Consider the following 25,965-nt stretch of genomic DNA (forward strand, 5'->3'; position numbering starts at 1 on the left):
TTCAGTCGTGGTGCTCGCGGATGGTGGCCAGCACCAGCCGCGCGATGGCGTAAAGCAGGATCGAGGCGGCGAGGACCGTGGCGAGGTCGTAGCCGACGTTCGGGTATTCGGCGGTCTGCGGGCGCGACGGCGGCTCGATGACGACCAGGCTCTTGATCTTGCGCGTCGCGTCGATGCGTGCGTTCTCGACGGCTGCCAGTGCCAGCTTGTAGGCGTCACGTGCGAACTCGGCCTGCAGCTGCAGCGCCTGGAAGTCCAGCGCCTGCTTGTTCAGCCGCGGGCCCTTGCTGTCGGCGTCGGTGGCGCGCTTGCGCTCGGCGTCGATCTGGCGGTCCAGCGCGTCGATGCGGCTCTTGAGCGCCTGCACCTGGTAGGCGTCCTCGTTGAGGAAGCCGCGCAGGCCGCCGAGCTCGGCCTCCAGCCGCGCCCGCATGCCTTCGAGTTCGACCGTGAGGGCGCCGGTGGCCTGCGCCTGCACGGTGGGGTCCAGCAGCTTGTTCTTGCTCTGGAAGCTGAGCACGGCATTGGCCGCGTCCTGAACACGCCGGCCGGCGAGCTGCAGCTCCGTCTCGGCGAACTGCAGCTGCTCGCGCGCGATGCGGTGCGAGGTCTCGTTGACGAAGCGCTCGCTGGCTTCGAGCACGGCGGCGTTGAAGCGCTGCGAGAACTCCGGGTCCAGGCCCTGGGTGCGCACCTTCAGCAGGGCCGAACGTTCGTCGTACTGGACTTCCACGTGGTCGCGGAAGTAGCGCACGTAGTCCTCGATCGTGGCGTCCGAGGGCAGCCGGTGCATCGGGTCGAGACGCACGCGCCCGAAGTGCTCGCGCAGCTTGAGCTTCTGGTCGAGCTGCAGCGCCAGCGCCTGCGAGTGCACGAACTCGCGCAGGTGCATCGTGTCTTCGTGCGCCGGCGGGTTGATGCCCGCCAGCAGCAGCGCGGCGCCAGGGATCGCCGAACTCGCGTTGCTGCCGGCCTGACGGACCGTCACCACCGACTCGCTGACGTAGCGGTCGGAGGCGAAGATGGCGAAATACAGCGCGAACAGCAGGAAGGGCACCGCGACGATCGCGATCTTCAGCGTCCGGGGGGTCAGCAATAGGAGTCGGTTCATTTGTCCTCGGGCTTGCCCTGGTAGGCGAGGATGCCCTGCTCGATGTCCTCGTACACGGTGACGCGCCCGGCGTCGACGTGGACCACGATGTTGCAGTACTGGCGGATGTCGCCCATGCTGTGCGTCGTCATGATGACGTTGGCCTTCCTCAGGCGCTGCATCATGACTTCGCGGCTCTTGCTCTTGAATTGCGCGTCGCCGACGGCCATCACCTCGTCGATGAGGTAGTAGTCGAACTCGAACGCCATGCTCAGCCCGAAGGCCACGCGTGAGCGCATGCCCGACGAGAAGGACTTCATCGGCAGGTCGAAGTAGTCGCCGATCTCGGCAAACGCCTCGACGAAGGCCACGCGCTCGCGCAGTTCGGCGCCGTGCGCGCCATGCACGCGGCAGACGAACTGCACGTTCTCGCGTGCGCTCAGGGTGCTGCTGAACCCGCCGGAAAGCCCGACCGGCCAGGAGATCCGCTTGTCGGTCATGACGGCGCCCTCGTCGGGCTGGTCGATGCCGCCGAGCAGCCTGAGCAGCGTCGACTTGCCGGCACCGTTGCGGCCGATGAGGCCGATGTTGGCGCCCGGCGGGAACGTGAAGTTGACGTTGCGGAAGACGTAACGCCGGCCGTTGAGCGTCGGATACGACTTGCTGAGGTTGCGTAGTTCGATCATCGCGGCGGCGTCAACTCGTCATCAGCCGGTTGCGCTCGACGCGATAGAGCAGCAGCGCCGCGGCGGCCATGGCCAGCGTGAACATCGTCGGGTAGTGCCAGTTCACCTGGGCCAGCGGCACATAGGCGGTGATGAAGGCGTGCCGCGACAGTTCCACCAGATGCAGCAGCGGGTTCAGCAGCAGCCAGTGCAGCACGTCGGGCGGCGCGAAATCCACAGGGAAGACGACGCCGCTGAGCAGATACAGCGGCATCATCAGCAGCTTGACGAACGTCTTCACCCGCGGCCTGCGGTTGGTGAGCACCGCACACAGCAACCCGTACGCGACGCCGAGACAGAACATCACGCATTGCACGCTGATCAGTTCCAGCGGCCCCGTGGGCAGCACGTGGAACCCGAGCCACCCCAGCAGGCCGAGCGTGAACGCGTAGACCACCATGTTCATCAGCGCCTCGACGACGGCGCGCGCCACCAGCGTGTCCAGCGGCTTGACCTGCCGGTACGCGAACAGCCCGCGGTTGGCTTCGATGCCGTCCATCAGGCGGTTGGCGAGGTTCTGAAACAGGAAGTACGGCAGCATCCCCGTGACCAGAAACACCGCGTATTCGACTCCGGCCACCGGGGCCTGGCGGTTCACGAACAGCGTGAACATCGCCACCAGCACCAGCACGTGCGACAGCGGCTCGAACAGCGTCCAGACCGCGCCGATCCACTGGCCTCCGACCCGCGCCTTCATCTCCCGCTGCAGCAGAGCGAAGACCACGGCGCGCTGCACCTCCCAGGCGTTGCGCGGCCTTCCGGCGGTGGCCATGCGCTGCGGCAGTCGGGGGGCGCTCATCGTTGGGTGTGCAGGAGAACTCGTCAGGAGGGCAGGGCGGCGCCGTCAGGCAGCCTCGCTGCCGCCATGCCGTCGTTGCGGCGCGCGATTCTAGTCCTCGGACGTGAAGGTCCCGCGCCGTTTCGTCCCCGGTCCAAATGCTGCTTGTAGACTCCTGAAATGATCGATCTGCTCCTGCCGTTTGCCATCTCGGCGGCCGTGACGCTGCTGCTGGTGCACTCGGCGCATCTGCACGGGGCGCACAGCGGCGACCACGACTTCTCCAAGCCGCAGAAGGTGCACGTGGTGCCGGTGCCGCGCATCGGCGGCCTGGGCATCGTGCTTGCGATGGCCGCGATGGTGCTGTGGTGGCGCCTGGTCGGCGAGCCGGATGCGTTCTGGACCCTGCTCATCCTGCTGGGGTGCGCCGCGCCGGCCTTTCTTTCGGGCTTCATCCAGGACTTCACCGAAGCCGTCACGCCGCGCGGCCGCCTGCTCGCCACGGCGGCGTCGGCGGTGGCGGCGTTCTACTGGCTGGATACCGGGCTGGTGCAGACCGACATCCCGGGGCTGGACTGGGTCGTGGGCTTCACGCTCGGATCTCTGGCGCTGACGGTGCTCACCGTGGCCGGCATCGCCAACGCGATCAACATCATCGACGGCTTCAACGGCCTGGCCTCGATGTGCGTGATGCTGATGCTGGGCGCCGTGGCCTACGTCGCCTTCCAGGCCGGCGACACGCTGGTCGGCTCGCTGGCGCTGGCGGCCATCGGCGCCGTGGCTGGTTTCTTCCTCTGGAACTTTCCCGCCGGGCTGATCTTCCTCGGCGATGGCGGTGCCTACTTCATCGGCTTCGTGCTCGCCGAGCTGTCGCTGCTGCTGCTCAAGCGCAACCCCGAGGAGGTCTCGCCGCTGTTCCCGCTGCTGGTGTGCATCTACCCGGTGTTCGAGACGCTGTTCTCGATCTACCGCCGGCGTTTCCTGCGCGCCAAGCCGCCGAGCCTGCCCGACGGCATCCACCTGCACTCGCTGATCTATCGCCGGCTGATGCGCTGGGCGGTCGGCAACCGCAGCGCCAAGGCGCTGACGCGGCGCAATTCGATGACCTCCCCTTATTTATGGATGCTGTGCAGCGTTCCGATCATCCCGGCCGTGTTGGTCTGGGACAACAGCGTCGCACTGTCGGTCTTCCTGGGCGGCTTCGGCGTCCTGTACGTCGCGCTGTACTGGCGCATCGTGCGCTTCAAGTCGCCGCGCTGGATGCGCTTTCCCCCGACACGGCCGCGCTGGGAGGCGACGGGAGATAATCGGCGTACATGACCGAATCCGAAACTCCCGCGGCGCCCGAGGCGCTGGCAGCCGCACCGCTGTTCGACACCCTCCCTCTCGACCCCAAGCTCCTGCGCGCGGTGGCCGATGCCGGCTATCGTGCGATGACCCCGATCCAGGCCAAGGCGATCCCCATCGTCCTGGCCGGCCGTGACGTGATGGGCGCGGCCCAGACCGGCACCGGCAAGACCGCCGCCTTCACGATCCCGCTGCTGCAGAAGATGCTGCGGCACGAGACCACCAGCATGTCCCCGGCGCGCCACCCGGTGCGTGCACTGGTCCTGGCGCCCACCCGCGAGCTCGCCGACCAGGTGGCCAACAACGTCAAGACCTACGCCAAGCACACCAAGCTGCGCTCGGCGGTGGTCTTCGGCGGCATCGACATGAAGCCGCAGACGCTCGAGCTGAAGGCCGGCGTCGAGGTGCTGATCGCCACGCCGGGCCGGCTGCTCGACCACATCGAAGCCAAGAACGCGGTGCTCAACCAGGTCGAGTACGTCGTGCTCGACGAAGCCGACCGCATGCTCGACATCGGCTTCCTGCCCGACCTGCAGCGCATCCTGTCCTACCTGCCCAAGACGCGGCAGACGCTGCTGTTCTCGGCCACCTTCTCGCCCGAGATCAAGCGCCTGGCCGGCAGCTACCTGCAGGACCCGGTGACGGTCGAGGTCGCGCGGCCCAACGCCACCGCGACCAACGTCGAGCAGCGCTTCTACGGCGTCAGCGACGACGACAAACGCGCCACCGTGCGCCAGCTGCTGCGCCAGCGCGAGCTGTCGCAGGCCATCATCTTCGTCAACAGCAAGCTGGGCGCCGCGCGCCTGGCACGTTCGTTCGAGCGCGACGGCCTGAAGACCCAGGCGCTGCACGGCGACAAGAGCCAGGACGAACGCCTGAAGGCGCTGGCCGCGTTCAAGGCCGGCGAGGTCGACCTGCTCGTGGCCACCGACGTCGCCGCGCGCGGCCTGGACATCGCCGACCTGCCGGCGGTCTTCAACTTCGACGTGCCCTTCAACGCTGAGGACTACGTGCACCGCATCGGCCGCACCGGCCGCGCCGGCGCCTCGGGCCTGGCGGTCACGCTGGTCACGCGCAACGACACGCGGCTCATCGGCGACATCGAGCACCTGATCAAGAAGAAGATCGAGATCGAGCCCTTCGAGATCGAGGACGACCGTGCGCGCCGGCCGCGCCGCCGCTTCGACGAGGAGCGCGAGGAGGCGCCGCGCGCCGAGGCCGCGCCGCGCCGCGCGCCGTCGCCGCCGTCGGACCCGATCTTCGACCGGCCGTACGAGCCTTCGCCGTCGGCCGCCGCCGCGCCTGCGCCGGCGCCTTCGGCCAGCGCCGCTCAAACGCCTTCGCGTGGGCTGGCGCCCGGCATCCGTCCCAAGCGCAAGGTCGCCGCGCTGCTCGGCGGCGGCCGCTGAAGCGCGCCCGCCGCGGCGCGCCGACGCCGTGATCGTCGTCTGCGGCGAGGCGCTGATGGACGTCTTCGCCGCCGGCGAGACGGCGTCTGGCCTGCAGCTGGACGCACGCTGCGGCGGCTCCCCCTTCAACGTCGCGATTGGCCTGGCACGGCTGGGCCAGCCGGTCGCCTACCTCGGCGGGCTGTCGGCTGACGCCGCCGGCCGCCGCCTTCGGGCCGCGCTCGCCGGCGAGGGGGTCGACACGCGCCTGGCGCCCGAACTCGATGCGCCGACGACGCTGGTGATGGTCGACGTCGGGGCCGACGCACGGCCCTGCTACCGCTTTCTCGGGGCCGGCGCCGCCGACCGGCTGCTGCCGCCGTCGGCCGCCGCGGCCTTGCCGGCGGACGTCCGGGCGCTTCAGCTCGGCTCGTACGCGCTGGTGGTCGCGCCGGTCGCCTCGGTGCTGCGTGCGCTGGTCGAACGCGAGCACCGGCGGCTCGTCGTGGCCTACGACCCCAACGTGCGCGCCGGCGTCGAGCCCGACGTTGCGCGCTGGCGCGAGGCGCTGCAATGGATGGCGCCACGCTGCCGGCTGTTGAAGGCCAGCGACGAGGACCTGGCCTGGCTGTATCCCGGTGTCGACCCGGCGGACATCGCGCGCGGCTGGCTGGCCGCGGGTGTCGAACTCGCCGTCGTCACGCGCGCCGCGCGCGGCGCCAGCGCCTGGACCGCGGTTGCCGAGTCGCACCGTGGCGCGCCGGCGGTCGAGCTGGTCGACACCGTGGGCGCCGGCGACACGGTGCAGGCGGCTCTGCTGTCCTGGCTGGCCGAACGCGGCCGGCTCGCGCCCGGCGGCCTGAGGCTCGGGCGCGAGGACCTGGCCGCCGCCCTGGGCTTCGCGCTGCAGGCTGCGGCCTGCACCTGCGCGCGCCGCGGGGCGGACCTGCCGCGCCGCGCCGAGCTGCCGCCGGCCTAGAGCTTGGCGATGACCTGCTGCAGGTGGTTGGCCGCCGCCTTCAGCTCGGCGAGCTTGTCGGCGTGCAGCGCGGCCACGAGCTGGCGGATCTCGGTCGTCGACACGTCCTGCGTGCGCGGCAGGTAGACGACCTCGCAGAGGTCGGCGAGGTCGTCGAACTTGCCGACCCAGTCGTCGCCCATCGCGAAGATCGTCGCGCCTTCGCGCACGATGTCGTGGCGCTTCTGCTCCCAGCTCTGCTCGGGGAAGGCGGCGTCGACGTAGCGCACCGAGCGCACGATCTCGACGCGATGCTCGTAGGAGACCACGGTCTTCTTGCCCTTGAGCGCGTTGAACTCGTCGGTGGACACGCCCACGACCAGCCGGTCGCCGAGCGCACGCAGGCGCTGCAGCAGCTTCAGGTGGCCGATGTGGAAGAGGTCGAAGGTGCCGTAGGTGATGACGGTGGACATGGGTGGAGCCGCGGGGTGAGGCGGGCAGGGACGGTTGAAATCTAGCCGGCGAGGAACGAGAACACTGCCGGCAGCCGCTCGGGCATCTCATGTGGCTTGGCGCGCCAGTCGGCGACCGGGCCGCTGCGCGACCAGCCGGCGCCCAGCGTCAGCCCGCAGGACACGGCCAGGCGGGTCGTCGGCGCCAGCGTTGCGGTCAGCGCCGCCAGCATCGCCGCGTTGCGGTACGGCGTCTCGATCAGGATCTGCGTCTGGCCGAGGCGGCGCGAGACGGCTTCGAGTTCGCGGATGCGGGTGCTGCGCGCGCCGGCTTCCTGTGGCAGGTAGCCGACGAAGGCGAAGTGCTGGCCCTCGAGGCCGCTGGCGGCCAGCGCCAGCATCAGCGAGCTCGGGCCGGCGAGCGGCCGCACCGGCACCCCGGCGCGGTGCGCGGCGGCCACCAGCGCCGAGCCCGGGTCGGCGACGGCCGGCAACCCGGCCTCGGACACCAGGCCCAGGTCGTGGCCCGCCAGCGCAGGCGCCAGCAGCGCCTGCCACTCGGCAGCGGGCACCGCTTCGCGGCTGCCCTTGCGCGGGCGCGGCAGCTCGACGATGGCGATCTCCTGCAGCGCACGCGCCAGCGGCACCACGGCGCCGATGCGCTTGAGCAGCGCACGCGCGCTGCGTGCGTCCTCGGCGGCCCAGTGCGTCAGCGCGGCGGCGCGGCGCAGCACGCCCAGCGGCAGCACCTCCTGCAGGTCGACGGTCTCGGTGCCCAGGTCCAGCGTGTTGGGCACCAGCAGCAGCGTGCCGGTCGTCATGCCGGTCGGGCGGCGAGCGGGTCCAGCCCGGCCTCGCGCAGCAGCGCACAGGTGCGGATCAGCGGCAGGCCGACGAGCGCGGTCGGGTCGTCGGACTCGATGGCGTCGAGCAGCGCGATGCCCAGGCCTTCGCTCTTGGCGCTGCCGGCGCAGTCGTAGGGGCGTTCGGCGTTCAGGTAGCGCTCGATCTCGTCGTCGCCCAGCGCGCGAAAGCGCACGCGCACCGGCGCCAGCAGCACGCGCGCGAAACCGGTGTCGGCGCGAGCGACGGCCACCGCGGTCTGGAACACGACCTCGTTGCCGCTCATGCGGCGCAGCTGACCGAGGGCGCGTTCGTGCGTGCCGGGTTTGCCGATCGGCTCGCCGCCGAGGTCGGCCACCTGGTCCGAGCCGATGACGATCGCCTGCGGATGCGCCGCTGCCACCGCCTGCGCCTTCGCCAGCGCGAGCCGCAGCGCGAGCGCTGCCGGGGTTTCGCCCGGGTTGGGCGTCTCGTCGACCTGGGGTGCGACGACGGAGAACGGCAGGCGCAGGCGCTCGAGCAGCTCGCGCCGGTAGCGCGAGGTCGAGCCGAGGATCAGCGGCGGAGTGTCCATGTCCCGGATTGTCCCATCCGTGGCTGGTGCGCCCGGCGGCTACACTCGGCGCCCCCGGATCGACATGTGGCTGTCACATGACACACGATCCGGCATCCCCTTGAACATGGCCCGCGAGAAGACCCAAGACCCCCGACGCCTGGACGTGCGTGCGTTTGCTGCCGCCGGTGCAGCGCTTTCCGGCGCCTGGCCGCAGGCCGGGTTCGAGCGCCTGGGCGCTTCGCTGATGCCCGGCGCGGCCGACGCGCCGCCCGGGGTCGAATGGTCGGTGCAGGGCGAGCAGCGCCCGGTGACGGGCGGCGCGCCGCAGACCTGGCTGCAGCTGACGGCCTCGACGACGGTCGCGCTGCAGTGCCAGCGCTGCCTGCAGCCGGTGGCCGAGACCCTGCTCGTCGAGCGCTGGTTCCGTTTTGCCGAAGACGAGCGCGAGGCCGAGCGCCTGGACGAGGAGCTGGAGGACGACGTGCTCGTCGCCTCGCGTGCCTTCGACCTGCACGAGCTGGTGGAAGACGAGCTGATCCTCGCGCTGCCGCTGGTGCCGCGTCACGAGTCGTGCCCCGAGCCGCTGCCGCTGCCGGCCGGCGACACGGGCGGCGACGCGCCCGAAGAGGCGGCGCCCAACCCCTTCGCCGCGCTCGCGGCGCTCAAGCGCCAGACGCCCGGTTGATCCGTGATGCATTGCGGCGAAAGGTGCGTGCTATACTGGCGGGCTTTGCGACGGCTGCGGTTGAGCGGTCGGCGCAGCATCAGCTTTGCCGCCGGCCGGATCGAGCATGTTGCTCGGCTCGCGAGGACCGCAGTTCCGGCGCCGACCCCAGGAGAGTTACATGGCCGTCCAGCAGAACAAGAAGTCGCCGTCCAAGCGCGGCATGCATCGCTCGCACAACGCGATCGCCGCTCCCGGTACGGCCGTCGAGCCGACGACCGGCGAGGTGCACCTGCGTCACCACATCAGCCCGACCGGCTTCTACCGTGGCCGCAAGGTCCTGAAGACCAAGGCCGACGCCTGACGTCCGGCCGGGTGCCTCGGCGCCCGCAGTTCCACGTGTCCGCGCCGGATTCGGCGCGTGTGCCGGGCTGATCCCTCGTGTCTGTGCATCCCGCCCTGGAGCCGCTCCCGCTGGTCCGCATCGCCGTGGACTGCATGGGGGGTGACCACGGTCCTTCGGTCACCCTGCCGGCCTGCCGCGCGTTCCTGGAACGGCATCCGGCAGCCGAGCTCGTGCTCGTCGGCACCGCCGAAGCGCTCGCTGCCGCGTCCGGTCTGCCGCGTACGCGCTGTGTCGTCGCGTCCGAGGTCGTCACGATGGACGACCCGGTCGAGGTTGCGCTGCGCAGGAAGCGCGACTCGTCGATGCGCGTGGCCATCGGCCAGATCAAGCTCGCCGATGCGGCGACGGCTGCGCACGCCTGCGTCAGCGCCGGCAACACCGGTGCGCTGATGGCGGTGTCGCGCTATCTGCTGAAGACCTTCGACGGCATCGACCGCCCGGCGATCGCCGCGCTGCTGCCCAACGCCCGCGGCCGCTTCACCAAGGTGCTGGACCTCGGCGCCAACGTCGACTGCTCGGCCGAACACCTGCTGCAGTTCGCGGTGATGGGCAGCGCGCTGGTCTCGGCGCTGGACGGCGTCGAGGAGCCCACGGTCGGCCTGCTCAACATCGGCGAAGAGGCGATCAAGGGCAGCGAGACGATCAAGCGCGCCGGCGAACTGCTGCGCCTGGCGCATGCCGGCGGCCACATCAACTTCCACGGCAACGTGGAAGGCAACGACATCTTCAAGGGCACCACCGACCTCGTCGTCTGCGACGGCTTCGTCGGCAACGTCGCGCTCAAGACCTCCGAAGGTCTGGCGGGCATGCTCTCGCAGATGATCAAGGAGGAGTTCACGCGCAGCGCGTGGACGAAACTGGCCGCGATCGTCGCGATGCCGGTGCTCAACCGCTTCAAGGCCCGCGTGGACCACCGCCGCTACAGCGGCGGCGCTTTGCTGGGCCTGCGCGGACTCGTTTTCAAGGCGCACGGTTCCTCGGACGCGCTGGCGTTCGAGACGGCGCTGGCGCGGGCTTACGACGCCGCGCGCAACCGCCTGCTCGACCGCGTGCATGACCGCATCGCGGAGACGCTGCAGGCCATGCCCTCCGGCGATACCGCGGCCCCGCAGGCCGCCTGAACGCGTGACCGCAGTACCGTACTCCCGCATCACCGGCACCGGTGGCTACCTGCCCCCGCGCCGCGTCAGCAACGACGACTTCGTGCAGCTGCTGGCCGCGCGCGGCCTCGAGACCAGCGACGCCTGGATCGTCGAGCGCACCGGCATCCGTGCCCGCCACTTCGTCGACGACGGCGTCAACTCGAGCGACCTGGCGCTGGAAGCCTCGCGCCGCGCGCTCGAAGCCGCCGGCCGCTCGGCCGCCGAGGTCGACCTGATCATCGTCGCGACCTCGACGCCGGACATGGTGTTCCCGTCGACGGCGACGATCCTGCAGGCCAAGCTCGGCGTGCACGGCTGCCCGGCCTTCGACGTGCAGGCGGTGTGCTCGGGCTTCGTCTACGCGCTCAGCGTGGCCGACGCGATGATCCGCGCCGGCAGCGCGCGCTGCGCGCTGGTGGTCGGCGCCGAGGTGTTCTCGCGCCTGCTCGACTTCGACGATCGCACGACCTGCGTGCTCTTCGGCGACGGTGCCGGCGCCGTGGTGCTGGAAGCCAGCGACGAGCCCGGCATCCTGGCCACCGAGCTGCACGCCGACGGCCGCCACGCCGGCATCCTGTGCGTGCCGGGCACGGTCTCCGGCGGCCAGGTGCTCGGTCATCCGCTGTTGCGCATGGACGGGCAGGCGGTGTTCAAACTCGCCGTCGGCGTGCTGGAGAATGCTGCCCGCGCGGTGCTCGCCAAGGCGGGCCGCACCGAGGCCGACGTCGACTGGCTGATCCCGCACCAGGCCAACATCCGCATCATGAACGGCACCGCGCGCAAGCTGAAGCTGGCGCCCGAGCGTCTCGTCGTCACCGTCGACGAGCACGGCAACACGTCGGCGGCCTCGGTGCCGCTGGCGCTGGACGTCGCGGTGCGAAGCGGCCGCGTGCAGCGCGGCGAGACCGTGCTGCTCGAGGGCGTCGGCGGCGGTTTCACCTGGGGCGCGGTGCTGCTCGACTTCTGAGCCGCAGCACCCGCCCGACGACAGGAGACAGACAACATGGCTGAGTTCGCATTCGTCTTTCCCGGACAGGGATCGCAATCCGTCGGCATGCTCGACGCCTGGGGCGATCACCCCGCCGTGCGCGCGACGCTCGAAGAGGCGTCGGCCGCCGCCGGTCTGGACGTCGGCGCGCTGATCCACGCCGGCCCGAAGGAGGCGCTGGACCTGACGGTCAACACGCAGATGGTGATGCTGGTCGCCGGCGTCGCCAACTACCGCGCCTGGCTGGCCGAGGGTGGCGCCGTGCCGTCGGCCGTCGCCGGGCATTCGCTGGGCGAGTACGCCGCGCTGGTGGCCGCCGGTGCGCTGACCCTGGCCGACGCCGTGCCGCTGGTGCGTTTCCGTGCCCAGGCGATGCAGGAGGCGGTGCCCGTCGGTGCCGGCGCGATGGTCGCCGTGCTCGGCCTGGACGGCGACGTCGTGCGCCGCTGCTGCGAGCAGGCCGCGCGTGACGCCGGCGAGTGCGTCGCCGCCGCCAACTTCAACGACCCCAAGCAGACCGTCATCGCCGGCACCAAGGCCGCCGTCGAGCTGGCCGCCCAGGCGCTGAAGGCCGCAGGCGCCAAGCGCACGCTGCCGCTGCCGGTGTCCGCGCCCTTCCATTCGGCGCTGATGCGGCCGGCCGCCGAGCGCCTGAAGGAAAAACTGGCGTCGACGCCGGTGGCGGCGCCGACCATCGCCGTCGTCAACAACATCGACGTCGCCGTCGAGACCGACCCCGAGCGCATCCGCGACGCGCTGTACCGCCAGGCCTTCGGCCCGGTGCGCTGGGTCGAGGTCGTGCAGGCGCTGCGTGCGCGCGGCTGCACCGCCGTGGTCGAATGCGGCCCGGGCAAGGTACTGTCGGGCCTGGTGCGCCGCATCGACGCCGAGATCGCGTCGACGACCCTCCTCGACCCGCAATCGCTGGCCGCTGCCAAGGATCTTCTGGGATGACCCACCCCCGTAGCGGCTGCGCCGCTCCCCCTCGAGGGGGCGACGCCAGCGGCCCGGCAAAGCCGGATCCGCGGCGTCCGCTTGAAGCGCCCGTTCCCCTCGCCAGCCAAGCCGACTTCCAGTACGGTGGATTCAATGACTGACACCCAACGCATCGCCCTCGTCACCGGCGCCTCGCGCGGCATCGGCCGCGCCATCGCCGCCGCGCTGGCGGCCGACGGCTTGCGCGTCATCGGCACCGCCACCAGCGAAGCCGGTGCCGCCGCCATCGAAGCCGCGCTGCCCGGCGTGCAGGGCCGGGTGCTGAACGTCACCGATGCCGCAGCCTCCGACGCGCTGATCGACGCGCTGGTCAAGGAGCATGGCGCGCTGCACGTGCTCGTCAACAACGCCGGCATCACGCGCGACACGCTGGCGATGCGCATGAAGGACGAGGACTGGGACGCGGTGCTGGACACCAACCTGAAGGCCGTCTTCCGCCTCAGCCGTGCCGTGATGCGGCCGATGATGAAGCAGCGCTGGGGCCGCATCGTCAACATCACCTCGGTGGTGGGCGCCTCGGGCAACGCCGGCCAGGCCAACTACGCCGCCGCCAAGGCGGGTGTCGCCGGCATGACGCGTGCCCTGGCGCGGGAGTTGGGCAGCCGCAACATCACCGTCAACTGTGTCGCGCCCGGTTTCATCGCCACCGACATGACCGATACGCTGCCCGAGGCCCAGAAGGCGGCGTTGCTGGCGCAGATCCCGCTGGGCCGCCTGGGTGCCGCCGACGAGGTGGCGCACGCGGTCGCTTTCCTGTGCAGCGAGAAGGCCGGTTACGTCACCGGCACCGAGCTGCACGTCAATGGCGGCATGTACATGGCCTGACGAGGCCGCCGTTTCGTCAAAAATCCGGCCCCTGCCCCACCGGTAGAATCGTGGGCTGTTTACCGATACCCCCCTCCTGGAGGAGTCATGAGCGATATTGAAGCCCGTGTCAAGAAGATCATCGCCGAGCAGCTCGGCGTGCCCGAGTCCGACGTCACCAACGAGAAGGCCTTCGTGGCCGACCTCGGCGCCGACTCGCTCGACACGGTGGAGCTGGTGATGGCGCTCGAAGACGAGTTCGGCATCGAGATCCCGGACGAGGAAGCCGAGAAGATCACCACGGTGCAGCTCGCGATCGACTACGCGGTCGCGCACCAGAAGGCCTGACCTGCGCATGACCAGGCGCAGAGTCGTCGTCACCGGCCTCGGGCTCGTCAGCCCGGTCGGCAACTCGGTGGCCGAAGGCTGGGCGAACATCGTCGCCGGCAGAAGTGGCATCGGACCGATCACGAAGTTCGATGCCTCGGCTTTCGCCTGCCGGATCGCCGGCGAGGTGAAGGGTTTCAACGTCGAGGACTACATCCCGGCGAAGGAAGCCCGTCACATGGACACCTTCATCCACTTCGGCATGGCCGCGGCGGTCCAGGCCGTCCAGGACGCCGGCCTGCCCCCGGGCAGCGAGCTGGACGAAGCCGCGGCCGAACGCATCGGCGTGATCGTCGGCTCGGGTATCGGCGGCCTGCCGATGATCGAGCAGACGCAGGCCGAGTACGGTGAACGCGGCCCGCGCCGCATCTCGCCGTTCTTCGTGCCGTCCTCGATCATCAACATGATCTCGGGGCACGTCTCGATCCGCTTCGGCTACACCGGCCCGAACCTGTCGATCGTCACCGCCTGCACGACCGGTCTGCACTGCATCGGCGAAGCCGGGCGTCTGATCGAGTACGGCGATGCGGACGTGATGATCGCCGGCGGTGCCGAGTCGACCGTCTCGCCGCTGGGCATCGGTGGTTTTGCCTCCGCGCGTGCGCTGTCGACCCGCAACGATGACCCGCAGGCCGCATCCCGCCCCTGGGACAAGGACCGCGACGGCTTCGTGCTGGGCGAGGGCGCTGGCGTGCTCGTGCTCGAGGAGTACGAACACGCGAAGAAGCGCGGCGCCAGGATCTACGCCGAGCTCGCCGGTTTCGGCATGGGTGCCGACGCGTACCACATGACCGCGCCCAACGTCGACGGCCCCAAGCGCTCGATGAAGGCGGCGCTGCGCAACGCCGGCATCAACGCCGACGAGGTGCAGTACCTCAACGCGCACGGCACCTCGACGCCGCTGGGCGACCTGAACGAGACCAACGCGATCAAGCTGGCCTTCGGTGAGCACGCGAAGAAGCTGGTCGTGAACTCGACCAAGTCGATGACCGGCCACCTGCTGGGTGGCGCCGGCGGCATCGAGTCGCTGTTCACCGTGCTGGCGCTGCATCACCAGGTCTCGCCGCCGACGATCAACCTCGTCAACCCCGATCCGGAGTGCGACCTCGACTACTGCGCCAACCAGGCGCGGGAGATGAAGATCGACGTCGCGGTGAAGAACAACTTCGGTTTCGGCGGCACCAACGGCACGCTGGTCTTCCGCCGCGTGTGACGAGCGCGTGCGCCATCCGCCGCCGGTCGCCGTGACCTGCTCGGGTGGCGCGCCCTGGCGCGCGTGCCAGGCCCTGCTGGCGGCTCTCGCGGCCGCCGCGCTGGCGGCCTGGGCACACGGCTGGCTGGCCGACGGGTACCCGTCGGCCTTTTTCTCCCTGGCCGCGGCGCTGGCCGCGGGCGCCTTCGCCTGGCGCCTCGCCGTGCCGCGGGCGGTCGATCTGCGCTGGGACGGCAGCAGCTGGAGCGCCGACGGCGCCGGCTGCAGGGCCGAGATCGTGATCGACCTGGGCCGCTGGATGCTGCTGCGCCTGGACGCGCCGCGGCGCTGGCTCGCGCTCGACGCGCGCGAGGCCGGCGGCCGCCTCCACCTGCTGAGGGCGGCGCTATATTCGCCCGCCGCCACCACCCCGCCATCGCCACCGGCCGCGCCGGCGCCCTTGCCATGACCGACGCCGATGCCGACGCCCTGCTGGTCGAGCGCGCCAAGCGCGGCGACGTGCGGGCGTTCGAGATGCTCGTCGTCAAGTACCAGCGTCGCATCGAGCGCCTGGTGGCGCGCATGGTGCGCGACGACGGTCTGGTGCAGGACATCGCGCAGGAGACCTTCATCCGCGCCTATCGCGCGCTGCCGCAGTTCCGCGGCGACAGCGCCTTCTACACCTGGCTGTATCGCATCGCCGTCAACACCGCGAAGAAGGCACTGGTCGAGTTGCGCCGTGATCCCCTGGTCACGGAGGGCTCGCTGGCATCGTCCGACGATGGCGATGAAACTTCTCGTGTCGAAAACGAACTAAGCGATGGCGCGACCCCGGACGCCCTGTTGGCGAGCCGTGAGATCGCGGCAGCCGTGAACGCGGCGATCGAGGCCTTGTCGGAAGATCTCCGGCAGGCGATCACGCTTCGCGAGATCGAAGGTTTGAGCTACGAAGAGATCGCCGACGTGATGAACTGCCCGATCGGAACCGTGCGTTCGCGCATCTTCCGCGCGCGAGAGGCCATCGCGACACGGCTGCGCCCGCTTCTCGACACGCGCGAAGGCGAACGCTGGTAACCCGGCCCACGCTTGCGCGACGAACCCACCGTTGACCCGATGAACCCGAACCGCACCAGCGCCACGTCTCCCGCGGATTCCACTGCCTTCCTGTTGTCGGCCCTGGCCGATGGCGACCCCTCGGCGCTGGACGAGGGCTGTTCGCGCTGGCGTGACGACCCCGAGGCCCGGCGCACCTGGCACGCCTACCAGCTGATCGGCGACGTGATGCGCTCCGAGGATCTGGCCAACACCGCGACGCACGACTCGGCCTTTCTGGCCGGCTTCCGGGCGCGTCTGGCTGACGAGCCGGTGGTTCTCGCGCCCCAGCCGCTCGAGCGCCCGGCGCCGTCGGCCGCTCGGGTGTCGCCCCGCCGACGCCACGCCTGGCTGGCGCCGGCCGCCGTGGCCGCCGGCTTCGTCGCCGTGGCCGGGGTCGTCGTCGTCACCCGCATGTCCAGCCTGGCGCCCTCGGGGGGGGCGGTGCTCGCCGATGCGCCGCCGGCCCAGCCCGGGCTCAGCCTGGCCACGACCGGCGCCGCGGCCCCGCGTGCGCTGGTCGTCGAGGGACGGCTGATCCGCGATGCCCGTCTGGACGCCTACCTGCGTGCGCACCGCGACGCGATGGCCGGTGGCCCGGCGGCGCTGCCCGGTGGCGGGCCGCGCAACGTCGAGGTGATGGCCCCCGAAGCCGCGGCGTCCCGCTGAGCCCGCCGATGCGTTCCGTCGTCCGGAGCTGGCTGCCGATCGCCTCGCTCGCCTCCCTGTTCGCCCCGCTCGCGTTCGTCTCGTCCTCCGCCGTCGCGGCGCCGCCCGACGCGCGCACCTGGCTGACGCGCATCCACACCGCCGCCTACGAACGCAACTACCAGGGCACCCTGGTCGTCAGTGCCAACGGCGTGGTGTCCAGTTCGCGAATCGCCCACTTTGCCGTCGGTGACCAGTCCTACGAACGGGTGGAGGCGCTCGACGGGCGCCAGCAGCGCGTCTACCGCGTCAACGACTCGGTGCACACCGTGTGGCCGCAGGCCGGCGTCGCGATCGTCGAGAACCGCCCCGCGGCGTCGCGGCTGCCGGGGTCGCGGCGCAGCGTCGATCCGCGTGCCCTCGACTTCTACGATGCCCGGCTCGAAGGGGTCGAACGTGTCGCCGGCCGCGACGCCCAGGTGCTGCTGCTTCAGCCCCGGGACGGCTGGCGCTACGCCCAGCGCCTGTGGGCCGACAAGGCCACCGGTCTGATGCTGCGTGCCGACATCGTCGGCCCCAACCGCACCGTGCTCGAGTCGACCGCGTTCTCCGCCGTCGAGCTCGGCGTGCGGCCACAGCCCGAGTCGGTGACCCAGCCGCTGCGCAAGCTCGAGGGCTACCGCGTCGTGCGCGCCCAGCAGTCGCCGACGGAGCTCGAGGCCGAGGGCTGGCAGCTGGAGCACCCGGTGACGGGCTTTCGGCTCGTCGGTGCGGTCAAGCGGCCGCTGGAGGCGGCGGCCAAGGACGAGGTGCTGCAGGCCGTGTTCACCGACGGCCTGACGCACGTCTCGATCTTCGTCGAGCCGCTGGAGGCCCGGCGCGACTACGCCGACCTCGCCGGCCAGGTCGGCGCCACCGGCACGCTGCGCCAGCGCCGCGGCCTGCACTGGATCACCGTGATGGGCGACGTGCCGCCTCTCACGCTCAAGGCCTTCGCCGAAGCGCTGCAACGCCGGCGCTGAAGCGGCGTTCGCCGCCCCGTCTTCTTCGCAACCGTCGCATCCGCTGCATGAACGACCGAACGATTCCCGCCGTTTCCTCTGCCGGCCGCGCTGCGCCGGTGCTGGGCGCGCTCGCGCTTGCCGCCGCCCTTGCCGGGCCGGGTGCCGCCGTCGCCCAGGCCGCCGCCGTGCCGGTGGCGGCCCCGACGGTCGCCCCGATGGCCGCGCTGCCGGACTTCAGCGCACTCGTCGAGCGCGTCGGCCCGGCCGTCGTCAACATCCGCACCACCGAGCGCGTGCGCTCGCGCGGCGCGCAGGACCTGGACCCCGGCATCGAGGAGTTCCTGCGCCGCTTCGGCATCCCGCTGCCGCGTTCGACGCCGCGTGGCGGCGGCGAGGACGAGGACGACAGCAACCCGCAGACCCAGCCGCGTGGCGTCGGCTCCGGCTTCATCATCAGCGCCGACGGCTACGTGCTGACCAACGCCCACGTTGTCGACGGCGCCGAGGAGGTCATCGTCACGCTGACCGACCAGCGCGAGCTGAAGGCGCGCCTCGTCGGCGCCGACGCGCGCACCGACGTGGCCGTCGTCAAGATCGACGCCACGGGACTGCCGGCGGTGAAGATCGGCGACACCGGCCGGCTGAAGGTCGGCGAGTGGGTCGTCGCGATCGGCTCGCCCTTCGGGCTGGACAACACCGTGACCGCCGGCATCGTCAGCGCCAAGCAGCGCGACACCGGCGACTACCTGAACTTCATCCAGACCGACGTCGCGATCAACCCGGGCAACTCCGGCGGCCCGCTGCTGAACCTGCGCGGCGAGGTCATCGGCATCAACTCGCAGATCTACAGCCGCTCGGGCGGTTTCATGGGCATCAGCTTCGCGATCCCGATCGACGACGCGATCCGGGTGGCCGACCAGCTGCGCGCCACCGGCCGCGTCGTGCGTGGGCGCATCGGCGTGCAGATCGCGCCGGTGACCAAGGACGTGGCCGAGTCGATCGGGCTGGGCAAGCCGGCGGGCGCGCTGGTGCGCAACGTCGAGAAGGGCGGCCCGGCGGAGAAGGCGGGCGTCGAGGCGGGCGACATCATCACGCGCGTGGACGGCAAGGCGATCGACCGTTCCGGCGAGCTGCCGCGCATCGTCGGCGCGATCAAGCCGGGTACCGAAAGCACGCTGACGGTGTTCCGCCGCGGCGCGACACGCGATCTGAAGGTCACGGTGGCCGAGTTCGAGGACGAACGGGCCGCGCGGCCTGTGACGCCCGACGGCAAGGCACCGGCGGCCAAGACGGCGCTCGGGCTGACCGTGGCCGACCTGAGCGAGGCGCAAAAACGCCAGCTCGGCGTTCGCGGCGGCGTGCGCGTGGACGCTGCCGACGGGGCGGCCGCACGTGCCGGCCTCCGTGCCGGCGACGTGATCCTGGCGCTGGACAACACCGACGTCGCCGACGCGCGCCAGTTCCAGGCGCTGGCGGCCAAGGCCGAGAAGTCGCGTGTCGTCAGCGTGCTGGTGCGCCGCGGCGACGCGGTGAACTACCTCGTCATCCGGCCCACGCGTTGAGCGGCGCCGGGCCCTCCCCGCGGGTGAGGGGCGCAGCTGAAAGACGTCATCGACGTGAGCGAACCCTCACTTCTTCTTGGCGTCGCGGGTGCCCGGGGTTCGCCTGCGTCTAGAATCCCCCCGCTTTCCGCGCCGCGTCGATGCGCCGGCCGCATGCTGCGGCGGTTCCTGCTGACGTGCCCCGCGGGAGGTGTCGCGCCTTGTGGACAACGTGTGGACATGTCGAGCCGATGACCGGGCCCGAAGCCCCGGGAAACGGTCGGCGGAGGGCTTGCCGGCGGGGCCTTTTGGCTACAATGGACGCCCAACAAGCAGTTGCCATACGTTCTGTTGGAAGGCGCGTCACCTCTTGGACGTGCCTTTTTTTTGTTTCCGGCACGGCATGACGCGAGGGCGGTTTGCGCCCCTGCGATGCCGGGTCCGGCCCTGGTGACAAGACCGCGCCGCGACCGCCGGCTGGTGAGCCGCATGAACCACATCCGCAACTTCTCGATCATCGCCCACATCGACCACGGCAAGAGCACGCTGGCCGACCGCATCATCCAGCGCTGCGGCGGGCTCTCCGACCGGGAGATGGAGGCGCAGGTGCTCGACTCGATGGACATCGAGCGCGAGCGCGGCATCACGATCAAGGCCCAGACCGCGGCGCTCGAATACAAGGCACGCGACGGCCAGGTCTACAACCTGAACCTGATCGACACCCCGGGGCACGTCGACTTCTCGTACGAAGTGAGCCGCTCGCTGTCGGCCTGCGAAGGTGCGCTGCTGGTCGTCGACGCCAGCCAGGGCGTCGAGGCGCAGACGGTGGCCAACTGCTACACCGCGCTCGACCTGGGTGTCGAGGTCATCCCGGTCCTCAACAAGATGGACCTGCCGCAGGCCGACCCGGAGAACGCGAAGTCCGAGATCGAGGACGTCATCGGCATCGACGCCGCCGACGCCATTCCCTGTTCGGCCAAGACCGGCCTGGGCATCGACGACATCCTCGAGGCCGTCGTGCACCGCATGCCGGCGCCGCGCGGCAAGCCCGACGCCGCGCCGCGCGCGATGATCATCGACAGCTGGTTCGACAACTACGTCGGCGTCGTGATGCTGGTGCGTGTCGTCGACGGCGTGCTGAAGAAGGGCGACCGCATCCGCATGATGGCGACCAACACCGTCTATCCGCTGGAGCAGATCGGTGTCTTCACGCCCAAGTCGATGCCGCGCGAGCAGCTCAACGCCGGCGAGGTGGGCTTCCTGATCGCCGGCATCAAGGAACTGCAGGCGGCCAAGGTCGGCGACACGATCACGCTCGAGAAGAAGCTGCCGAACAACGCCGGCCCGGCGAGCGAGGCGCTGCCCGGCTTCAAGGAGATCCAGCCGCAGGTCTTCGCAGGGCTTTACCCGACCGAGGCCAGCGAATACGACCAGCTGCGCGACGCGCTGGAGAAGTTGAAGCTCAACGACAGCTCGCTGCGTTACGAGCCCGAGGTCAGCCAGGCGCTGGGCTTCGGCTTCCGCTGCGGCTTCCTCGGCCTGCTGCACATGGAGATCGTGCAGGAGCGCCTGGAGCGCGAGTTCGACCAGGATCTGGTGACCACCGCGCCCAGCGTGGTCTACGAGGTCGAGCTCAACGACGGCACCGTGCTGCAGGTCGAGAACCCCAGCAAGATGCCCGACATGGGCCGCATCCGCGAGATCCGCGAGCCCATCGTCACGGTGCACCTGTACATGCCGCAGGACGCGGTCGGCCCGGTGATGACGCTGGCCAACCAGAAGCGCGGCATCCAGCTGAACATGGCCTACCACGGCAAGCAGGTCATGCTGACCTACGAGCTGCCGCTGGCCGAGATCGTGCTGGACTTCTTCGACAAGCTGAAGTCGGTGAGCCGCGGCTACGCCTCGATGGACTACGAGTTCAAGGAGTACCGCGCCGCCGACGTCGTCAAGGTCGACATCCTGATCAACGGCGACCGCGTCGACCCGCTGGCGATGATCGTGCACCGCGCCCAGAGCCAGTTCCGCGGCCGCGCGGTGGCCGCCAAGATGCGCGAGCAGATCCCGCGCCAGATGTACGACGTCGCGATCCAGGCCGCGATCGGCGCGAACATCATCGCGCGCGAGAACATCAAGGCGCTGCGCAAGAACGTGCTGGCAAAATGCTACGGCGGCGACATCACGCGCAAGCGGAAGCTGCTCGAAAAGCAGAAGGCGGGCAAGAAGCGCATGAAGCAGATCGGCTCGGTCGAGGTGCCTCAGGAAGCCTTCCTCGCGATCCTCCAAGTGGACGACTAAACACCTTGATGAGCACTCTGACCGCCGTCCTGTACGGCGCCCTGGTCGTCTATCTCGGCGGCTGGTTCCTCGGGCAGTGGACGGGCAACTTCTCGCTGCTGCTGTTCCTCCTCAGCGCCGTCACCCTCTGCTACTGGCTGGCCGAGCGTTTCCACTTCCGCCCGGCACGCGAAGCCGCGGCCGCGGAGCTGGAGCGCCAGGACGCGGCGCGCCGCGAGGATCTGGCGCGCCAGGGCATCGCCAAGGTCGACGGCGACGTCGGTGCGGCCAAGGAGAAGATCCTCGAGCAGCCCTGGTGGCTGGACTGGACCGCCGGGCTGTTCCCGGTGATCGTCGTCATCTTCCTGCTGCGCTCGTTCATGTTCGAGCCGTTCAAGATCCCGTCGGGTTCGATGATCCCGACGCTGCTCGTCGGCGACCTCATCCTCGTCAACAAGTACCACTACGGCATCCGGCTGCCGGTGATCAACAAGAAGATCATCGCCAACCACGACCCGGAGCGCGGCGACGTCGTCGTCTTCCGCTACCCCGTGGACCCGCGCGTGGACTACATCAAGCGTGTCGTCGGCGTGCCCGGCGACGAGATCCGCTACGTCGACCAGAAGCTCTTCGTCAACGGCCAGCCGGTGCCGGTGGCGCCGCTGGGCGACTTCTACAACGAGGACCGGCTGCGTTATTCGCCGATGTTCTCGGAGAAGCTGGGCGCCGTGGAGCACCGCATCCTCGTCGACCCGAACCGCCCGGCCTTCTATGGCCCGGAGCCCAAGACCTTCCCGATGCACGAGAATTGCCAGTACAGCGCCGAGGGCGTGACGTGCAAAGTGCCGCCCGGGCACTACTTCATGATGGGCGACAACCGCGACGACTCGCAGGACTCGCGCTTCTGGGGCTTCGTTCCGGACCAGAACATCGTCGGCAAGGCATTCTTCGTCTGGATGAACCTGGGCGACCTGGGGCGCATCGGCGCCTTCCACTGAGCGGGCGGGTGTTGCGGGCAAAGTACAACGAGAGGCGAACATGACTCCGGTTTCGCGCGGGCCGCGCGCCAACCAACGCGGCATCACCCTGTTCGGGCTGATGTTCTGGGCCTTGATCGTCGGCTTCACCGGCTACGTGCTGGTGCGTGCGGTGCCGACGGTCAACGAGTACCTGACGATCAAGCGTGCCGTCGAGAAGGTCGCGGCCAGCCAGCCGGCGACGGTGGCCGACGCGCGCACCGCCTTCGACCGCCAGAAGGAGGTCGAGTACTCGATCACCTCGATCGACAGCAAGGATCTCGAGATCACGAAGGAGAACGACAAGGTCGTCATCGCCTTCGCCTACGACAAGGAAGTGCCGCTGCTCGGCCCGGTCTACCTGCTCCTGAAGTACGAGGGGCGCGCGAAGGCGCCGTGATGGACAGCCGGCACGACGCCCTGCAGCAGCGCCTGGGTCACCGCTTCGAGCGCACCGGGCTGCTGACGCGTGCGCTGACGCACCGCAGCTGGGGCGCGGACCACAACGAGCGCCTGGAGTTCCTCGGCGACTCGGTGCTCAACTGCACCGTCTCGGCGCTGCTCTACGAGCGTTTCTCGGGCAGCGACGAAGGCGACCTGACGCGTGTGCGCGCCCACCTCGTGCGCGAGGACAGCCTGCACCGCGTCGCGCTGACGCTCGGCCTGCCCGAGGTGCTGCGCATGTCCGAAGGCGAGATGCGCGGCGGCGGCGCCCAGCGGCCGTCGATCCTCGCCGACGCCGTCGAAGCGCTGATCGGCGCGATCTTCCTCGACGGCGGCTACGAGCCGGCGCTGGCCGCCGTGCGCCGCCTCTTCGGCGAGGTCATCGCCGCTACCGAAGCCGATGCCTGGAGCAAGGACGCCAAGACCGAGCTGCAGGAATGGCTGCAGGCGCGACGCCTGCCGGTGCCGGCCTACCGCATCGTCGCCACGCGCGGCGAGAAACACGCCCAGACCTTCGAGGTCGAGTGCGCCGTCGCCACGCTGGGCCTCGCCGAACGCGGCGAAGGCCGCTCCCGCCGCACCGCCGAGCAGGAGGCCGCGCGCCGCCTGCTCGAAGGCTTGAAAGCCGACGACAAACCCGGCGGCCCCCTGCGCTCCTGAAGCGCCCGCCCACGCGATGAACACCACACCCTCCCCGGGCGACGAAGCGCCGGACGACTCGTCGTCCCAGGCTTACGAACTGCCCCCGATCCCGCCCGCACCGGCTGCCGTCGAGGGCCAGCGCTGCGGCCTGATCGCCATCGTCGGCCGGCCCAACGTCGGCAAGTCGACGCTGCTCAACGCGCTCGTCGGCCAGAAGATCAGCATCACCTCGCGCAAGGCGCAGACCACGCGCCACCGCATCACCGGCATCCGCACGGTGGGCGCGACGCAGTTCGTCTTCGTCGACACGCCGGGCTTCCAGACCACGCACCTCAAGCGCCACAGCGGCGCGATGAACAAGACGCTCAACCGCACCGTCACCGCCTCGGTGGCCGACGTCGACGCGGTGCTGTTCATGGTCGAGGCCGGGCGTTTCGGCCTCGATGACGCCAAGGTGCTGGCCCTGCTGCCGCCGGACAAGCCGGTGATCCTGGTCGCCAACAAGCTCGACGCCGTGCGCCGCCGCACCGACATCCTGCCCTGGCTCAAGAGCATGCAGGAGCGCCACGCCTTCGCCGAGTACGTGCCGATGTCGGCCACCACGGCCGCCGACGTCGAGCGCCTGTTCGCGATCGTCGAGCCGCATCTGCCCGAGCAGCCCTGGTTCTACGAGGAAGACGCGCTGACCGACCGCAGCGACCGTTTCCTGGCCAGCGAGATCGTGCGCGAGAAGCTGTTCCGCCTGACCGGCGACGAGCTGCCGTACTCGTCGACGGTGGTCATCGACAAGTTCGAGGAAGAAGGCAACCTGCGCCGCATCGCCGCGACCATCGTCGTCGAGCGCGACGCGCACAAGGGCATGGTGATCGGCGAGGGCGGCGAGCGCTTGAAGCGCATCGGCACCGAGTCGCGCCAGGAGCTCGAGCGCCTGCTCGACGCCAAGGTCTTCCTCGAGCTCTGGGTCAAGGTGCGTTCGGGCTGGGCCGACGACGAGGCGCACCTGCGCAGCTACGGCTACGAGTGATCCGGTGACCCAGGAGGCGCGCCGATGAGCCGCGCGGCCGCCGCGCCGCTGGCCGCCTACGTGCTGCACAGCTGGGACTGGAGCGAGACCAGTCTGATCGTCGAGCTGTTCACGCGCGAGCGCGGCCGTGTCGTCGTCGCCGCCAAGGGTGCCAAGCGCCCGACCTCGCAGCTGCGCCCGGTCCTGCTGCCGTTCCAGCGCATCGCCGTGCAGCTGGGCCGCACGCCGGCCGACGAAGCCGCCGAGATCCACACGCTGCGCACGGCGGAGTGGGGCGGCGGCGTGCCGCCGGTGCCGGCGGCGGCGATGTTCTCGGCCTTCTACTGCAACGAGCTGCTGATGAAGCTGCTGGCGCGCCAGGACGCGTTCCCGCAGCTGTTCGATGCCTACGCGGGGACGCTGGGCGCGCTCGCCGCCGACGAGGCGGCGGCGCTGCGCGCCTTCGAGCTCGTGCTGCTGCGCGAGACCGGCCTGCTGCCCGAACTGGGCAGCGAGACGCTGACGCTCGCGCCGCTGGCGGCCGCCCGCCGCTACACCCTGCATCCCGAGGCCGGCCTCGTCGCCGACGCCGACGGCCTGCCCGGCGCCGACTGGGTGCGGCTCGAGGCGGCCCTGATCGCGCAGCACGCAGACGCCCTGCGCGCCGCCTGCGCCCCGGTGAGCACCCCGCTGCGCGCCGCGCTGCGCGGGGTGCTTCACTATCATCTCGGCCATTCCCGGCTGCGCTCGCGCCAGGTCTTCCAGGACGTGCAAAAGCTCGTCGACACCGCTTCCCGATGAACCCTCTCGTCGCTCCCGAGGCCGCCGCCGGCGGCCTGACCAAGCTTTCGGTCAACGTCAACAAGGTCGCGCTGCTGCGCAACACCCGCCACCTCGGCATCCCGAGCGTGGTGCGCGCCGCCACGCTGTGCCTGCAGGCCGGCGCCGACGGCATCACCGTGCACCCGCGCCCCGACGAACGCCACATCCGCGGCCACGACGTGCACGAGCTGGCCGCGCTGCTGCGCGAGTGGCCGCAGGCCGAATACAACATCGAGGGCAACCCCTTCCACAACCTGATGGCCTACGTGCGCGAGCTGCGCCCGCAGCAGGTGACCTTCGTGCCCGACAGCGAGGTGCAGTTCACCTCCGACCACGGCTGGAACCTGCCGGCCGACATCGAGCGCCTGCGCCCGGTGATCGCCGAGGCGCATTCCTTTGGCGTGCGGGTGAGCCTGTTCATGGACCCGATCCCCGAGGCGATGGCCATCGCGCGCGAGATCGGCGCCGACCGCGTCGAGCTCTACACCGAGCCCTATGCCGCCGCCTGGGGCACGCCCCGGCAGGACGAGATGCTCGAGCGTTTCGCCGCCGCCGGCCGCGCCGCACTCGCCGCCGGGCTGCAACTCAACGCCGGCCACGACCTGAACTGCGACAACCTGCCCGACTTCCTGCGCGCCGTGCCCGGCGTGCAGGAGGTGTCGATCGGCCATGCGCTGATCGCCGACGCGCTGGAGCTGGGCCTGCCCGAGACGGTGCGCGCCTACCAGCGTTCGATCCGGTCGGCCTCGCAGGGCTAGCA

29 protein-coding genes are annotated in these 25,965 nt (G+C 70.4%); 23 read left to right on the forward strand and 6 right to left on the reverse strand.

The annotated features are described in order from the left end of the window. Nucleotide 1: 1 nt before the first annotated feature. Genes EV684_RS10855 through EV684_RS10865 form a run of 3 tightly spaced genes read right to left on the reverse strand, consistent with a single transcriptional unit; the run spans nt 2 to nt 2,614 of the window. Nucleotides 2-1,111 (reverse strand): capsular biosynthesis protein, encoded by a 1,110-nt coding sequence (locus EV684_RS10855; protein WP_132647084.1) that lies wholly within the window; start codon nt 1,109-1,111, stop codon nt 2-4. Next, nucleotides 1,108-1,776: an ABC transporter ATP-binding protein gene (locus tag EV684_RS10860; protein ID WP_132647086.1), complete on the reverse strand. Its 669-nt coding sequence runs from the start codon at nt 1,774-1,776 to the stop codon at nt 1,108-1,110. Before EV684_RS10860 ends, EV684_RS10855 begins: the two co-directional genes overlap by 4 nt. Before the next feature lie 10 nt (nt 1,777-1,786). After that, nucleotides 1,787-2,614 carry an ABC transporter permease gene (locus EV684_RS10865; RefSeq protein ID WP_132647088.1) on the reverse strand — a complete coding sequence of 276 codons (828 nt, stop codon included), beginning with the start codon at nt 2,612-2,614 and terminating at the stop codon, nt 1,787-1,789. Nucleotides 2,615-2,773: 159 nt separating this feature from the next. Between EV684_RS10865 and EV684_RS10870 the strand changes: the two genes are divergently transcribed. The 3 genes from EV684_RS10870 to EV684_RS10880 are packed head-to-tail and all read left to right on the forward strand — an operon-like array spanning nt 2,774 to nt 6,307. Then, nucleotides 2,774-3,913, forward strand: a complete 1,140-nt coding sequence (locus EV684_RS10870) for an MraY family glycosyltransferase (RefSeq protein ID WP_132647090.1) — start codon at nt 2,774-2,776, stop codon at nt 3,911-3,913. Then, nucleotides 3,910-5,349, forward strand: a complete 1,440-nt coding sequence (locus tag EV684_RS10875) for a DEAD/DEAH box helicase (RefSeq protein WP_242478555.1) — start codon at nt 3,910-3,912, stop codon at nt 5,347-5,349. Before EV684_RS10870 ends, EV684_RS10875 begins: the two co-directional genes overlap by 4 nt. 28 nt (nt 5,350-5,377) lie before the next feature. Next, the gene (locus EV684_RS10880) at nt 5,378-6,307 is read left to right on the forward strand and encodes a carbohydrate kinase family protein (RefSeq protein ID WP_132647092.1); all 930 of its coding nucleotides are present in this window, start codon (nt 5,378-5,380) and stop codon (nt 6,305-6,307) included. Here the strand turns inward: EV684_RS10880 and EV684_RS10885 are convergent. The 3 genes from EV684_RS10885 to EV684_RS10895 are packed head-to-tail and all read right to left on the reverse strand — an operon-like array spanning nt 6,304 to nt 8,155. After that, nucleotides 6,304-6,759: an adenylyltransferase/cytidyltransferase family protein gene (locus tag EV684_RS10885; protein WP_132647094.1), complete on the reverse strand. Its 456-nt coding sequence runs from the start codon at nt 6,757-6,759 to the stop codon at nt 6,304-6,306. The two genes, EV684_RS10880 and EV684_RS10885, sit on opposite strands and share 4 nt — an antisense overlap. A gap of 41 nt (nt 6,760-6,800) precedes the next feature. Then, the gene (locus tag EV684_RS10890; protein WP_132647096.1) at nt 6,801-7,559 is read right to left on the reverse strand and encodes an SAM-dependent methyltransferase; all 759 of its coding nucleotides are present in this window, start codon (nt 7,557-7,559) and stop codon (nt 6,801-6,803) included. Beyond that, a complete protein-coding gene (locus EV684_RS10895) occupies nt 7,556-8,155 on the reverse strand; it encodes a Maf family nucleotide pyrophosphatase (RefSeq protein WP_132647098.1) in 600 nt (199 codons plus the stop codon). The genes EV684_RS10890 and EV684_RS10895 overlap by 4 nt, the downstream gene beginning before the upstream one ends. A gap of 106 nt (nt 8,156-8,261) precedes the next feature. On the opposite strand from EV684_RS10895, the gene EV684_RS10900 reads away from it, so the two are divergent. From EV684_RS10900 to EV684_RS10995, 20 genes are all read left to right on the forward strand, one after another. Next, nucleotides 8,262-8,822: a YceD family protein gene (locus EV684_RS10900; protein WP_132647393.1), complete on the forward strand. Its 561-nt coding sequence runs from the start codon at nt 8,262-8,264 to the stop codon at nt 8,820-8,822. A 160-nt stretch (nt 8,823-8,982) separates the two neighbouring features. Then, on the forward strand, nt 8,983-9,165 hold the full coding sequence (gene rpmF, locus EV684_RS10905) for a 50S ribosomal protein L32 (RefSeq protein ID WP_009856512.1): 183 nt from the start codon (nt 8,983-8,985) through the stop codon (nt 9,163-9,165). A gap of 110 nt (nt 9,166-9,275) precedes the next feature. Beyond that, nucleotides 9,276-10,328, forward strand: coding sequence for a phosphate acyltransferase PlsX (gene plsX, locus EV684_RS10910; RefSeq protein ID WP_132647395.1), 1,053 nt, complete (start codon nt 9,276-9,278; stop codon nt 10,326-10,328). Nucleotides 10,329-10,332: 4 nt separating this feature from the next. Continuing rightward, on the forward strand, nt 10,333-11,316 hold the full coding sequence (locus tag EV684_RS10915; protein WP_132647100.1) for a beta-ketoacyl-ACP synthase III: 984 nt from the start codon (nt 10,333-10,335) through the stop codon (nt 11,314-11,316). 36 nt (nt 11,317-11,352) lie between these two features. After that, nucleotides 11,353-12,291 carry an ACP S-malonyltransferase gene (gene fabD, locus EV684_RS10920; protein ID WP_132647102.1) on the forward strand — a complete coding sequence of 313 codons (939 nt, stop codon included), beginning with the start codon at nt 11,353-11,355 and terminating at the stop codon, nt 12,289-12,291. A gap of 135 nt (nt 12,292-12,426) precedes the next feature. Next, nucleotides 12,427-13,158: a 3-oxoacyl-ACP reductase FabG gene (fabG, locus tag EV684_RS10925; RefSeq protein ID WP_132647104.1), complete on the forward strand. Its 732-nt coding sequence runs from the start codon at nt 12,427-12,429 to the stop codon at nt 13,156-13,158. An 87-nt stretch (nt 13,159-13,245) separates the two neighbouring features. Continuing rightward, on the forward strand, nt 13,246-13,485 hold the full coding sequence (gene acpP, locus EV684_RS10930) for an acyl carrier protein (protein WP_009856507.1): 240 nt from the start codon (nt 13,246-13,248) through the stop codon (nt 13,483-13,485). Nucleotides 13,486-13,492: 7 nt separating this feature from the next. After that, nucleotides 13,493-14,737, forward strand: a complete 1,245-nt coding sequence (gene fabF / locus EV684_RS10935; protein ID WP_132647106.1) for a beta-ketoacyl-ACP synthase II — start codon at nt 13,493-13,495, stop codon at nt 14,735-14,737. 7 nt (nt 14,738-14,744) lie between these two features. After that, nucleotides 14,745-15,185, forward strand: coding sequence for a hypothetical protein (locus EV684_RS10940; RefSeq protein ID WP_132647108.1), 441 nt, complete (start codon nt 14,745-14,747; stop codon nt 15,183-15,185). Next, nucleotides 15,182-15,790, forward strand: coding sequence for an RNA polymerase sigma factor RpoE (rpoE, locus tag EV684_RS10945; RefSeq protein ID WP_132647110.1), 609 nt, complete (start codon nt 15,182-15,184; stop codon nt 15,788-15,790). The genes EV684_RS10940 and rpoE overlap by 4 nt, the downstream gene beginning before the upstream one ends. A gap of 39 nt (nt 15,791-15,829) precedes the next feature. Further along, the gene (locus EV684_RS10950) at nt 15,830-16,477 is read left to right on the forward strand and encodes a sigma-E factor negative regulatory protein (RefSeq protein ID WP_132647112.1); all 648 of its coding nucleotides are present in this window, start codon (nt 15,830-15,832) and stop codon (nt 16,475-16,477) included. 8 nt (nt 16,478-16,485) lie between these two features. Further along, nucleotides 16,486-17,478: a MucB/RseB C-terminal domain-containing protein gene (locus tag EV684_RS10955; protein ID WP_132647114.1), complete on the forward strand. Its 993-nt coding sequence runs from the start codon at nt 16,486-16,488 to the stop codon at nt 17,476-17,478. Between the two features lie 47 nt (nt 17,479-17,525). Beyond that, a complete protein-coding gene (locus EV684_RS10960) occupies nt 17,526-19,022 on the forward strand; it encodes a DegQ family serine endoprotease (protein WP_132647116.1) in 1,497 nt (498 codons plus the stop codon). 468 nt (nt 19,023-19,490) lie between these two features. Continuing rightward, on the forward strand, nt 19,491-21,299 hold the full coding sequence (lepA, locus tag EV684_RS10965; RefSeq protein ID WP_132647118.1) for a translation elongation factor 4: 1,809 nt from the start codon (nt 19,491-19,493) through the stop codon (nt 21,297-21,299). An 8-nt stretch (nt 21,300-21,307) separates the two neighbouring features. After that, nucleotides 21,308-22,276, forward strand: coding sequence for a signal peptidase I (lepB, locus tag EV684_RS10970; RefSeq protein ID WP_132647120.1), 969 nt, complete (start codon nt 21,308-21,310; stop codon nt 22,274-22,276). A gap of 40 nt (nt 22,277-22,316) precedes the next feature. Continuing rightward, the gene (locus EV684_RS10975) at nt 22,317-22,694 is read left to right on the forward strand and encodes a DUF4845 domain-containing protein (protein WP_132647122.1); all 378 of its coding nucleotides are present in this window, start codon (nt 22,317-22,319) and stop codon (nt 22,692-22,694) included. Next, entirely contained in the window at nt 22,694-23,398 is a 705-nt protein-coding gene (rnc, locus tag EV684_RS10980) for a ribonuclease III (RefSeq protein WP_132647124.1), read from the forward strand. Before EV684_RS10975 ends, rnc begins: the two co-directional genes overlap by 1 nt. A gap of 16 nt (nt 23,399-23,414) precedes the next feature. Continuing rightward, nucleotides 23,415-24,404 (forward strand): GTPase Era, encoded by a 990-nt coding sequence (gene era, locus EV684_RS10985; RefSeq protein WP_132647126.1) that lies wholly within the window; start codon nt 23,415-23,417, stop codon nt 24,402-24,404. A 24-nt stretch (nt 24,405-24,428) separates the two neighbouring features. Further along, entirely contained in the window at nt 24,429-25,184 is a 756-nt protein-coding gene (recO, locus tag EV684_RS10990; RefSeq protein WP_132647128.1) for a DNA repair protein RecO, read from the forward strand. Beyond that, the gene (locus EV684_RS10995) at nt 25,181-25,963 is read left to right on the forward strand and encodes a pyridoxine 5'-phosphate synthase (protein ID WP_132647130.1); all 783 of its coding nucleotides are present in this window, start codon (nt 25,181-25,183) and stop codon (nt 25,961-25,963) included. The genes recO and EV684_RS10995 overlap by 4 nt, the downstream gene beginning before the upstream one ends. Nucleotides 25,964-25,965 lie beyond the last annotated feature (2 nt).

Origin of the sequence: Rubrivivax gelatinosus (assembly GCF_004340905.1) — a bacterium.
Taxonomy (GTDB): domain Bacteria; phylum Pseudomonadota; class Gammaproteobacteria; order Burkholderiales; family Burkholderiaceae_C; genus Rubrivivax; species Rubrivivax gelatinosus.